At 55.1% G+C, this 11,672-nt stretch carries 10 protein-coding genes; 5 read left to right on the top strand and 5 right to left on the bottom strand.

Features of this window, described 5'->3' with window-relative positions; translation table 11 throughout:
- Position 1: 1 nt before the first annotated feature.
- Positions 2-319 carry an ATP-dependent Clp protease adapter ClpS gene (clpS, locus tag ABLV12_RS18350; RefSeq protein ID WP_004100628.1) on the bottom strand — a complete coding sequence of 106 codons (318 nt, stop codon included), beginning with the start codon at positions 317-319 and terminating at the stop codon, positions 2-4.
- Between the two features lie 324 nt (positions 320-643).
- Here clpS and cspD point away from each other — a divergent pair, with 324 nt between their 5' ends.
- Positions 644-874, top strand: coding sequence for a cold shock-like protein CspD (gene cspD / locus ABLV12_RS18345; protein WP_004100627.1), 231 nt, complete (start codon positions 644-646; stop codon positions 872-874).
- A gap of 68 nt (positions 875-942) precedes the next feature.
- On the opposite strand, the gene macB is transcribed toward cspD, so the two are convergent.
- The 3 genes from macB to ABLV12_RS18330 form a co-directional block, all read right to left on the bottom strand.
- Positions 943-2,889 carry a macrolide ABC transporter ATP-binding protein/permease MacB gene (gene macB / locus ABLV12_RS18340; RefSeq protein ID WP_348867215.1) on the bottom strand — a complete coding sequence of 649 codons (1,947 nt, stop codon included), beginning with the start codon at positions 2,887-2,889 and terminating at the stop codon, positions 943-945.
- Positions 2,886-4,001 (bottom strand): macrolide transporter subunit MacA, encoded by a 1,116-nt coding sequence (gene macA, locus ABLV12_RS18335; protein WP_004100624.1) that lies wholly within the window; start codon positions 3,999-4,001, stop codon positions 2,886-2,888. Before macA ends, macB begins: the two co-directional genes overlap by 4 nt.
- A gap of 174 nt (positions 4,002-4,175) precedes the next feature.
- On the bottom strand, positions 4,176-5,834 hold the full coding sequence (locus ABLV12_RS18330; protein ID WP_016808075.1) for an ATP-dependent endonuclease: 1,659 nt from the start codon (positions 5,832-5,834) through the stop codon (positions 4,176-4,178).
- Between the two features lie 381 nt (positions 5,835-6,215).
- Here ABLV12_RS18330 and aqpZ point away from each other — a divergent pair, with 381 nt between their 5' ends.
- From aqpZ to hcr, 4 genes are all read left to right on the top strand, one after another.
- On the top strand, positions 6,216-6,911 hold the full coding sequence (gene aqpZ, locus ABLV12_RS18325; protein ID WP_004100621.1) for an aquaporin Z: 696 nt from the start codon (positions 6,216-6,218) through the stop codon (positions 6,909-6,911).
- A 123-nt stretch (positions 6,912-7,034) separates the two neighbouring features.
- Positions 7,035-7,934, top strand: a complete 900-nt coding sequence (locus ABLV12_RS18320) for a lysine exporter LysO family protein (protein WP_004100620.1) — start codon at positions 7,035-7,037, stop codon at positions 7,932-7,934.
- Between the two features lie 143 nt (positions 7,935-8,077).
- A complete protein-coding gene (gene hcp, locus ABLV12_RS18315) occupies positions 8,078-9,730 on the top strand; it encodes a hydroxylamine reductase (RefSeq protein ID WP_064370608.1) in 1,653 nt (550 codons plus the stop codon).
- 10 nt (positions 9,731-9,740) lie between these two features.
- Positions 9,741-10,709 (top strand): NADH oxidoreductase, encoded by a 969-nt coding sequence (hcr, locus tag ABLV12_RS18310; protein ID WP_348867214.1) that lies wholly within the window; start codon positions 9,741-9,743, stop codon positions 10,707-10,709.
- 392 nt (positions 10,710-11,101) lie between these two features.
- Here hcr and ABLV12_RS18305 read toward each other — a convergent pair whose 3' ends face one another.
- Positions 11,102-11,536 (bottom strand): DoxX family protein, encoded by a 435-nt coding sequence (locus tag ABLV12_RS18305; RefSeq protein WP_004100617.1) that lies wholly within the window; start codon positions 11,534-11,536, stop codon positions 11,102-11,104.
- Between the last annotated feature and the right edge of the window lie 136 nt (positions 11,537-11,672).

Raw genomic sequence — 11,672 nt, 5'->3', positions numbered from 1 at the left:
TTCAGGCTTTTTCTAGCGTACACAACAACGGATGTTCGTTCTCCCTCGCGTATTGGTTCACCATCGATACTTTGGTTTCCGCGACTTCAGCGGTAAACACCCCGCAAATCGCTTTACCTTGATAGTGAACCGTCAGCATCAGTTGCGTTGCACGTTCAACATCATAAGAAAAGAATTTTTGTAACACGTCAATAACAAACTCCATTGGAGTGTAGTCATCATTGACTAATATCACTTTATACATAGATGGCGGTTTTAGCGCATCTTTAACTTCGTCCTCGATTAGCTGATCGAAGTCCAACCAGTCTCTCTTACTCATCGTCAGTGTTCATCATCGGTTGCTGTTGCCAACAGGCGGTGGCCTGTCGATGACCAGAGGCTATGCACATCACAAATCTACAATAGATCATAGATAATTATCATCTATTACTTCCATCCGCGATGTCTGTCACATTCCCCGGCAATAGCGTTAACTGCTTCAAATTTTGACGCATTTTTCACCGTCCCCGGTCGTCAATCGCTTGACGCATTTCCTGATTTCTCTAAATTGTAGTGGCGAGAGTTGGCGAGCAAATGAACAACTCGTCACTCCACTACCGGTTCATTCCATCTTACTTATAAGATTTACGAAGGATGTCGAAGTATGGAAATGGGTACTGTTAAGTGGTTCAACAATGCCAAAGGGTTCGGTTTTATCTGCCCTGAGGGCGGCGGCGAAGACATTTTCGCCCATTACTCGACCATCCAGATGGATGGTTACAGAACGCTAAAAGCCGGACAAGCGGTTCGGTTTGATGTTCACCAGGGGCCAAAAGGTAATCACGCCAGCGTGATCGTCCCTGTTGAAGCGGAAGAAACAGAAACAGCCGCATAACTCTTTTGCTTCATTGTGTACATCCTGCCAGTAAAATGCCAGTCCTTCTGACTGGCATTTTTTTATCGCTACTCCCGTGCCAGGGCGTCGACCGGGTCCAGACGAGCCGCATTGCGCGCCGGGAGCCAGCCAAACAACACTCCGGTCAGCGTCGAGCATAAAAATGCGGTCAGCAGCGCCAGCGGCGAAAAGCCGATTTCCCAGCCGGGCAAAAACAGCTGCAGCACGAAGGCAATCAGCAACGAAAGCGTCACGCCCAGCGCCCCGCCGACCAGGCAAACCAGCACCGCCTCAATCAAAAACTGCTGCAGTACGTCGCTGGCCCGCGCCCCGACAGCCATACGGATACCGATCTCTCGCGTGCGTTCGGTAACGGAGACCAGCATAATATTCATCACGCCAATCCCGCCGACCACCAGCGCAATCACCGCCACCAGGGTCAGAAACAGCTGTAGTGTATGTGTGGTCCGTTCCGCCGTTTTCAAGATGCCGTCCATATTCCAGGTGAAAACATCTTTCTTACCGTGGCGCAGTTCCAGGAGACGTAACAGCTGCTGCTCGGCAAGCGCGCTGTCGTAACCTTCATTGACCCGGACGGTGATGGAGTTCAGCCACGACTGCCCCATAACCCGGCCGGCCATCGTGGTATAGGGTAACCAGACGCGCAGAATTTTGCTGCTGCCAAACATCGACTGTTTTTCATCGGCAACGCCGATGACCGTCGCGGGCATGTTGCCGACAAGAATCACTTCGCCAACGACCCGCGCTTTGTGCGGAAACAGCTGTCGACGCGCGTTGCTATCGAGCACCACCACCTGCGCGCGGCTATTTAGCTGGAGTTCGTTGAAGGTGTTACCTTCGCTAAAAGTCATACCGTAAACGTTAAAGTACTGCGCCCCCACGCCCTCAGCGCTAGCGGCAACGTCGATATTATCCGCCCGCAGACGCAGGCTTTTGGAGACCGCAGGGGTCGCCGAGCTGACCCAGGGCTGTTTCTGAATAGCAAGCAGATCGTCGTACTTCAGCGACTGCTGATAGCGGGGATCGTCATCGCCGAAATCCTTACCGGGATAAACATCAATGGTATTGGTGCCTATGGCGCGGATATCGGCCAGCACCATTTGCTTCGCGGCATCGCCCACCACCACAATCGACACCACCGATGCAATACCGATAATTATCCCGAGCATCGTCAGCAGCGTGCGCATTTTATTCGCCGCCATGGCGCGCCAGGCCATGACCAGCGCCTCGCGAAAACCGCTACTGAACTGACGCCATGCCGACGGTTCGGCCGCCGTGCGCTGGCGCAGCGCGCCGCCTTGCGCGGAGCTCAACGCGGGCGGGTTACGCACGATCTCACCGTCGTGTATCTCAATGACCCGCTCAGCCTGAGCCGCCACCTGCGGGTCATGGGTGACGATAATGACCGTATGTCCCTGCGCTTTCAGCTGGTGAAGGATCCCCATGACCTCTTCGCCGGAGCGGCTGTCCAGCGCACCGGTAGGCTCATCCGCCAGAATCACTTCCCCGCCGTTCATCAGGGCGCGGGCAATACTCACCCGCTGCTGTTGGCCGCCGGAGAGCTGTGAAGGTTGATATTCTGCCCGGTCGCCAAGCCCCAGTCGTACCAGCAGCTCATGGGCGCGGGCCAGCCGCGCTTTGCGCTCCGCTCCGGCATAGACCGCCGGCACTTCCACGTTCTGCGCCGCGGTGAGATGCGATAGCAGATGATAGCGCTGAAAAATAAAACCGAAATGTTCCCGCCGCAGGCGCGCCAGCTCATCGCCGTTGAGACGCGCCACGTCGGTTCCGGCAACCCGATAGGTGCCGCTGGTGGGTTTATCCAGACAGCCGAGAATATTCATCAGCGTGGATTTCCCTGAGCCGGAAGCCCCGACAATAGCCACCATCTCGCCGGCGGCAATGCTCAACGTAATACCTTTCAGCACCTCAACGTTGCCATCGCCGGAGGGGTAGCTGCGGCGAATATCACGCAGTTCAAGTAACGCCGTCATTTCGCTGCTCCGGCCGCACCTTCGCCGATAATGACTTCATCCCCCTCTTCCAGCCCTTTCACCACCGCCACATCGGTGTCATTCCGCGCACCGATAACGATTTCACGCTCTTTAACTTCACCGGTACGTAGCAGACGCACGTGATAGCGGTTATCGCCGATGGCCTCCCCCAGCGCGCTCAGCGGGATGGTGATGACGTTTTTGACTTCCGAAAGCTGAATATGCACCTGGGCGGTCATCTCCAGGCGCAGGATGCCCTGCGGGTTCGGTACCTCAAAGCGGGCGTAGTAGAAGATGGCGTCGTTAACCTTTTCAGGCGTCGGTAGAATATCCTTCAGCGTCCCTTCATAGCGCGTCAGCGGATCGCCCAACACCGTAAACCAGGCCTTTTGCCCCGGCTTGAGATGGATGACGTCCGCTTCCGAAACCTGCGCCTTCACCAGCATGGTGCTGAGATCGGCCAGGGTCAAAATATTCGGCGCCTGCTGGGCGGCAATCACCGTCTGCCCCTGCAGGGTGGTGATTTGCGTCACTTCCCCGGACATCGGCGCCAGAATTTTGGTGTAGTCGAGGTTGGTTTTAGCCGTATCCAGGGTGGCCTGATTGCGTTTGACCTGCGCTTCAATCGTGCCGATTTGCGCCTCTTTCACCGCAAGATCGGTCGCTGCGGTGTCCAGGTCCTGCCGGGAGACCAGCTGACGCTGCGCCAACTGCTGCTGGCGAGCTAAAGTCGCCGCAGAGAGTTTACGCTCCGCGCGCGCCTGGTTGAGCTGCGCCCGCAGCTCCATCAGCGTCGCTTCAACTTCCTTAATCTGGTTTTCCGCCTGCTCCGGGTCAATAACCCCCAGCAGCTGGTCTTTTTTCACTTTGTCGCCAATCTCGACGCGCAGCGTTTTGAGCTGTCCGCTCACCTGCGCCCCGACATCCACTTTTTTTAACGCATCCAGCTTACCGGTCGCCAGCACGCTCTGCTGCAGATCCCCTTTACGCACCACCAGCGTTTGATATTGCGGCAGCGGCGCATTCAGTATTCGCCATCCCCAGACGGCGAGGGCCAGCACGACAATCGCCAGCAGCCACCAAATTTTCCTGCGCTTTCCATTTAATTTCATAACCATTCCTGATGTTTTAATCCGCAGAACCGGCGTCAATTCTATCTAAATGCGGTAACAGAATAACGTTCATTTTTAGCTGCGCTTAATTTTTGTTTAACTGAGGTTGAGTGATGTGCAGATGCAGACGCGCCGGAATCGCTCCCGGCACGAAGAGATAAACGTTGGTCGCCGCTAATCCGCCCGCCCGCGCGCCAGCCATAGCACGCGAGAAAACATTTTTTTCAACAGCGTCGGAATGGCGTCAACGCCGCGACGTCCGGCCTCCATCGCCACTTCAATCGCCAGGTCTGGCTTAGACGAGCGATGAATCGCTTTGGTGATCACCCGCCGCATATTCATAGGAATATTCATCGGCAGCTGCGCGACCCGATGATAAACATCATCGAATCCCTGACGATACATAAAATGTTCCATATCCATCGCCGGTAGCGCGGTGAGATGGTCTCGCTCCAGCATTTTATCGTCATTCAACAAACTGCGAACGGTGGCGGCGTATTTCTTCCCGGCTTCATCGCCATCCACCAGCACGTGCCACTCAATACCCATTCGCCGGGCGAACTTAATCAGCGGTTTTAAACCCGACTGGGCAAACTCGATCACCTTCACCCCTTCCGCATCAAAGTGATGGCCGCACTGGCGGGCCAGTTCGTTGATAACCCAGGTTTCCGTCTCGCCTTCCACCAGCAGCCAGCAGCGGGCAAACAGCGATGAAGCGCGGTTAAAACGAATATGAAATGCGATGCGTCGACTGTCTTCTGCATTCATTCCACCAGGCCCCAGCCGCCAGGCCGACACTCGTGACGATTCACGCACCAGTCGGCACACATGCTCGACGGGCGTTAGCGACAGCAGCTCGCCGGAGTTCGTCGTCGTCACCCGCTGCAGCGGCAGCAAATTGAGCAAATGCCAGGCCACGGATAGCATAATGGGGTGCAGTCGGGTTTCCGGATCCTCAATTAACAGCAGCGGCCGCGCATCGCGATCGAGTCTGACGGTCCCTTTCGCCTGCAACAACGTGGAAAAGAGCCCCAATAAAATTACCCGATGGCTACGGCCGCCGGGTTTGTCGATCATACGGTTGATGATGTCCAGATAGCGCCAGCTGCGCTGTTCATCATGTGAATGGCGGCGCATCAGGCGGTGACGAGATTGCGCGCTGCTCTGCTCGGCAAAATAGTGCTCCAACAGCTGCACCATGGCCGACAGCCCCTGCCTGATTTGCCCGTCGGTTAAATTTTGCGGATGGTGCACCAGCTCGCGGGAGAGAAAATCGAGCTGGCGGGCGGTAATTTCGATCTGCGGCGAATGCGGCACGGTACCGTTATGGATCCGCCGCATAAAACGGGCATCGCGCAGGCGCAGCACCGGCATCAGCCGCACCAGATGACGGGCGAGCTCATCAATATCTTCAAGCTCCAGCGCTTCCCCTTCGCCGTTAATAAAGCTGCGCAGAGTCATCACGCTATCATCATCGGCAAGCTCCCCCTCCAGGCGGTAGAACACTCGCTGATAGCCATCGTCGCAGGGTACCCAGCATTTGCTGAGCGGCCGATAGCGGCGGACCCGATGGCGGCCCGGTTCATTTTCACGGAAGGTCAGAATAATATGCAAATGACGTTCGCGCCCCTGAATATCCCCGGGTGGAAACCAAAAATCTTCCCGAACAAAATGATAGAGATCGAACTCAGGCGACAGGAGCAGCGTCAGGGCATCCAGCAGGCTGGATTTACCCCATGCATTTTCGCCAATCAGCACGTTATTTTGCTCCAGCATCAACGATAACCGGTTGATGCCGCGAAAGCCTACTATTTCGACGCGCTCAAGATGCATATCCCCTCCGCTCGGTGGCTACTTTCTCCTTCAGTTATCAGCAGTATAGCGAGGTGGGGAGGAACATGACACACCCGCTACTCCGCGCTGCAGGATAAATCTTAAGCGTATGTATCCGCACGGTGACTATTCAGCTTGCAAAATACTTAACGGGTTGCCAGTTTTTTAATTTGTTCTGTTCTACACTTCAACTCGGTAGACATTACTGAAGGAATCACATCACCTTGCCCTAAATCAAGTTACCTCGATTTATATTGCTAGTGCGACGATGTTGAACGTCCATAAAATAGCGGCGCTTTATTTTTATCGTCGTTATTTATATCGATAAATAAAGACCGGCGCGGTTTTCCGCGCTCGTAACATTATTTTATTGAGGTGGTTATGTTTAGAAAATTAGCAGCAGAATGCTTTGGTACATTCTGGCTGGTGTTTGGTGGTTGCGGCAGCGCCGTTCTGGCGGCAGCCTTCCCGGAATTAGGTATTGGTTTTGCCGGCGTCGCGTTAGCCTTCGGCTTAACGGTATTAACCATGGCGTTTGCCGTCGGTCATATTTCCGGCGGCCACTTTAACCCGGCAGTCACTTTAGGCCTGTGGGCTGGCGGTCGTTTCCCGGCTAAAGAGGTGATTGGCTATATTATCGCCCAGGTTGTCGGTGGTATTATTGCCGCCGCTATTCTGTATATCGTCGCCAGCGGTAAAGCGGGCTTTGATGCCGCCGCCAGCGGGTTCGCGTCGAACGGTTACGGCGAACACTCACCGGGCGGTTTCTCCATGCTCTCCGCAATTGTGATTGAGATTGTCCTGACCTGCGGCTTCCTGTTGGTCATCCACGGCGCCACCGATAAAAACGCTCCGGCGGGCTTCGCCCCTATCGCCATTGGCCTGGCGCTGACCCTTATTCACCTGATCAGCATTCCGGTCACCAACACTTCTGTCAACCCGGCTCGTAGCACCGCGGTAGCGATTTTCCAGGGCGGCTGGGCGCTGCAGCAGCTGTGGCTATTCTGGGTGATGCCGATTATCGGCGGAATTCTCGGCGGCGTGCTCTACCGTACTCTGCTGGAAAAACGCAGTTAAACACCCTCGCTTCTCTGAAGGCCCGGTTTCCCGGGCCTTTCTTTTTTTCGACTACTTTACTCAGTCCGGCGATTTGGGTAGTGTCAGGGACGCTATTTTCACTCTGCAAGGACCACGTCGTTCATGTTTTCGGGACTATTAATTATTCTGCTGCCGTTAATCGCAGGCTACCTTATTCCTCTCCATCGGCCGTCAGCCCTTAAACTTATCGCACGACTTCTGAGCTGGATCGTTTACGTTATTCTCTTTTTTATGGGAATTAGCCTGGCGTTCCTCGATAATCTGGCCAGCAACCTGTTGTCGATACTTCATTACGCAGCGGTCAGCGTCGTCATTATCCTGCTGTGTAATATTGCGGCTCTGATGTGGCTTGAGCAGAAAATGCCCTGGCAAAATCATCATCGCCAGGAAAAATTACCCTCGCGTCTGGCAATGGCGCTGGAATCCCTTCAGCTATGCGGCGTAGTCCTTATTGGTTTTCTTATTGGCCTGAGCGGCCTGCCTTTTTTACAACACGCCACCGAGGCCAGTGAATATACGCTGATTTTCCTGCTGTTCCTGATCGGTATTCAGCTGCGTAATAATGGCATGACCCTGCGGCAAATTGTTCTGAATCGCCGCGGAATGATGGTTGCGGTGGTGGTGATGGTGAGCTCACTGCTGGGCGGAATCATTAATGCCTTTATTCTCGACCTGCCGCTAAAAACCGGCCTGGCCATGGCCTCCGGCTTTGGCTGGTATTCGCTTTCCGGCATCCTGTTAACAGAATCCTATGGCCCGGTGATTGGTAGCGCCGCCTTCTTTAACGATCTGGCACGAGAGCTGCTGGCGATTATGCTGATCCCGGGGCTGGTACGCCGCAGCCGTTCAACGGCGCTAGGCCTGTGCGGCGCAACATCGATGGATTTTACGCTGCCGGTGCTGCAGCGCTCAGGCGGCGTGGAGATCGTGCCGGCAGCTATTGTTCATGGCTTCATTCTCAGCCTGCTGGTGCCCATCCTGATGGCCTTTTTCTCCGCTTAATACCTCTCAGGCGGTAGCCCTCTGCCGCCAATTTTGCGCTAAATCAATCTCCCTGTAAGTTGTATCAGAAATACCTTTTCTCCTCACGCGCTCGGGCATAACCTTAAACATGTATATTAAATATAACTTTAAAAGGTGTGACCATGTTTTGTGTGCAATGTGAACAAACCATCCGTACTCCGGCAGGAAACGGCTGCTCTTACGCGCAGGGTATGTGCGGGAAAACGGCCGAAACGTCCGATCTGCAGGATCTGCTGATTGCCTCTCTGCAGGGCCTCTCCGCCTGGGCGCTTAAAGCCCGTGAATATGGCATCATCGACCACGACGTCGATAGCTTTGCGCCGCGCGCTTTTTTCTCTACGCTGACTAACGTTAACTTCGACTCCCCGCGTATCGTTGGCTATGCGCGCCAGGCTATCGCCATGCGTGAAGCGCTTAAAGCTCAGTGCCTGAACATTGATGCCCACGCGACGGTTAACAATCCGATGGCCGCTCTGCAACTGGCCAGCGACGATCTGGGCGACCTGCAGCGTCAGGCGGCGGAATTTACTCCGAATAAAGACAAAGCGGCCATCGGCGAGAACATTCTCGGCCTGCGCCTGCTGTGCCTGTACGGCCTGAAAGGCGCTGCGGCCTATATGGAGCACGCGCACGTTCTGGGCCAGTACGACAACGACATCTACGCCCAGTACCATAAAATCATGGCATGGCTGGGTACCTGGCCTGCCGATATGAACGCTCTGCTGGAGTGCTCAATGGAAATCGGCCAGATGAACTTCAAAGTCATGAGCATTCTGGACGCCGGTGAGACCACCAAATACGGTCATCCGACCCCAACCCAGGTCAACGTTAAAGCGACCGAGGGCAAGTGCATCCTGATCTCCGGCCATGACCTGAAAGATCTCTATAACCTGCTGGAGCAGACCGAAGGCACCGGCGTTAACGTCTACACCCACGGGGAAATGCTGCCGGCGCACGGCTATCCGGAGCTGCGTAAATTCAAACACCTGATTGGGAACTACGGCAGCGGCTGGCAGAACCAGCAGGTGGAGTTCGCCCGTTTCCCGGGGCCGATCGTCATGACCTCTAACTGCATCATCGACCCAACCGTCGGCGCCTATGACGATCGTATCTGGACCCGTAGCATCGTTGGCTGGCCGGGCGTGAACCATCTGGAAGGCGAAGATTTCGCCCCGGTTATCGCCCAGGCGCAGCAGATGGCAGGCTTCCCGTACAGCGAGATCCCGCATCTCATCACCGTAGGTTTCGGCCGTCAGACCCTTCTGGGCGCTGCTGATACCCTTATCGATCTGGTGAGCCGGGAAAAACTGCGCCACATCTTCCTGGTTGGCGGCTGCGACGGCGCGCGGGGCGAGCGTAATTACTTCACCGATTTTGCCACCAGCGTACCGGACGACTGCCTGATCCTGACCCTGGCCTGCGGTAAATACCGCTTCAATAAACTCGATTTCGGCGATATTGAAGGCCTGCCGCGTCTGGTCGATGCCGGTCAGTGCAACGACGCTTACTCGGCGATTATCCTGGCGGTGACCCTGGCGGAAAAACTGGGCTGCGGCGTCAATGATCTGCCGCTATCGCTGGTGCTTTCCTGGTTCGAGCAGAAAGCGATTGTCATTCTGCTGACCCTGCTCTCACTAGGCGTGAAAAACATCGTAACCGGCCCGACCGCGCCAGGCTTCTTCACCCCGGATCTGCTGGCCGTGCTCAATGAGAAATTCGGACTGCGCTCTGTGACCACCGTAGAAGAAGACATGAAGCAACTGCTGAGCGCGTAAGGAGCTATCCATGACCATGCCAACCTCACAATGCCCGTGGCGGATGCAGGTGCATCACATCCATCAGGAAACGCCGGATGTGTGGACCATTTCATTGCTCTGCCATGACTATTATCCGTACCGTGCCGGGCAGTACGCGCTGGTGAGCGTGCGTAATTCGGCAGAGACCCTGCGCGCTTACACTATTTCGTCCACGCCGGGCGTCAGCGAATATATTACGTTGACCGTTCGCCGTATTGACGATGGCGCGGGATCACAGTGGCTCACCCGCGACGTAAAGCGCGGCGACTATATCTGGCTGTCCGACGCGATGGGGGATTTCACCTGCGATGATAAAGCGGACGATAAGTTCCTGATGCTGGCCGCAGGCTGCGGCGTCACGCCGATCATGTCGATGCGCCGCTGGCTGGCAAAATATCGCCCGCAGGCTGATGTGCAGGTGATTTTTAACGTTCGTTCGCCGCAGGATGTGATTTTCGCTGAGGAGTGGCGTCAGTATCCGGTGACGCTGGTGGCGGAAAATAACGCTACCCACGGTTTCTTGGCAGGACGTTTAACGACTGAACTACTGCAAAGCGTGCCGGATCTGGCATCGCGCACCGTGATGACCTGCGGTCCGGCGCCGTATATGGATCTGGTCGAGCAGGAAGTGAACGCGCTGGGCGCGACGCGCTTCTTTAAAGAGCAGTTCTTTACGCCAGTCGCCGTCGCGGCCACCAGCGGTCTGAAGTTCACCAAACTGCAGCCGGCGAAAACGTTTTATGCCCCGGTCGGCACCACGCTGCTCGAAGCGCTGGAAAGCAATAAGGTGCCGGTTACCGTCGCCTGCCGCGCGGGCGTTTGCGGCTGCTGCAAAACGAAAGTGGTTTCCGGTGAATATACCGTCAGCAGCACCATGACGTTAACCGATGCGGAAATCGCTGAAGGCTACGTGCTGGCCTGCTCCTGCCAGCCGCAGGGAGATTTGGTATTGGCTTAATGTTGTTGCTGGCCATGCTACGCGGTAATCGTCGGGTAGCATGGCTCTTACTGAACTGCCGGAACGGCAGTGAACCAATTCAAAAATGCCGATGCGATCGGTCATCCTTTCTAAGCTGCCTGTACGGCAGTGAACGATGGGTATCAGCTCTAATACGGTGTATTCGTTTTCTAAGCTGCCTGTACGGCAGTGAACACTAGCCCGGCGCACCTGCCTTATTGTTTTATCATGCAATAATCAATAAAAGGCCCTTTTACCCTTTTTTAGGCAAGAATAAAAATTTTAAAAAATCAATATCTTAAAATAACCCCCAAAAAAAGGGTCTGAAAAACGAGCGGCGACACCCCGGCAAACAGGATGTGGCCAGGGTGAGGCAGAAAATCCTGGTGCACTTAGCGCCAGGCCGAGTTTCCGCCAATGGAATAGCGCCCTGCCCCGAGGAAGGCAATCGCCAGCGCGCCAACAAAGAAATAGACCAGACTCTCAATCGCCCACGCGCCTACCGCATCCAGCGCGAAGGTTTTACCCGTCCCGACCATCAGCCAGGCCACAACCATCGTGAATGCCAGCACCAGCGCCGCAGGGCGCGTCAGGATCCCCACAATCAGCAGACATGGCGCAACCACTTCTCCAGCTAAAACCCCATAAGCGATAAAGCCTGGCAGACCTTTCGCCACCAGCATGCTGCTGATGCCCCCCACGCCATCGAATAGCTTGTGTAATCCGTGAAACAGCATCAGGCCGCCAACGGCAAGTCGTAACAAAAGTTTGCCAAAATCATCATGCGACAGCAGTTTATTAACACCATTTAACAGAGATTTAACCATTTGAAATGATTCCTGTTTACCACCGAAGGTGAACACAGCGTATGCGCAATGTCCGACGAATAAAAGCAGCTGAAAATGAGGGGCCAACGGCGGGCGTAATAGTCATTTTCATCTAAGCTTGTAAGCGTTATCACTT

Source organism: Klebsiella sp. CN_Kp100 (assembly GCF_040065315.1).
GTDB classification, from domain to species: Bacteria; Pseudomonadota; Gammaproteobacteria; order Enterobacterales; family Enterobacteriaceae; genus Klebsiella; species Klebsiella oxytoca.
This window is presented reverse-complemented; position numbering and strand designations above follow the sequence as displayed.

Bases quoted from the DNA above. Each gene is read 5' to 3' on its own strand.
- clpS (WP_004100628.1), bottom strand. From the start codon at position 319: ATGAGTAAGAGAGACTGGTTGGACTTCGATCAGCTAATCGAGGACGAA.
- cspD (WP_004100627.1), top strand. From the start codon at position 644: ATGGAAATGGGTACTGTTAAGTGGTTCAACAATGCCAAAGGGTTCGGT.
- macB (WP_348867215.1), bottom strand. From the start codon at position 2,889: ATGACGGCGTTACTTGAACTGCGTGATATTCGCCGCAGCTACCCCTCC.
- macA (WP_004100624.1), bottom strand. From the start codon at position 4,001: ATGAAATTAAATGGAAAGCGCAGGAAAATTTGGTGGCTGCTGGCGATT.
- ABLV12_RS18330 (WP_016808075.1), bottom strand. From the start codon at position 5,834: ATGCATCTTGAGCGCGTCGAAATAGTAGGCTTTCGCGGCATCAACCGG.
- aqpZ (WP_004100621.1), top strand. From the start codon at position 6,216: ATGTTTAGAAAATTAGCAGCAGAATGCTTTGGTACATTCTGGCTGGTG.
- ABLV12_RS18320 (WP_004100620.1), top strand. From the start codon at position 7,035: ATGTTTTCGGGACTATTAATTATTCTGCTGCCGTTAATCGCAGGCTAC.
- hcp (WP_064370608.1), top strand. From the start codon at position 8,078: ATGTTTTGTGTGCAATGTGAACAAACCATCCGTACTCCGGCAGGAAAC.
- hcr (WP_348867214.1), top strand. From the start codon at position 9,741: ATGACCATGCCAACCTCACAATGCCCGTGGCGGATGCAGGTGCATCAC.
- ABLV12_RS18305 (WP_004100617.1), bottom strand. From the start codon at position 11,536: ATGGTTAAATCTCTGTTAAATGGTGTTAATAAACTGCTGTCGCATGAT.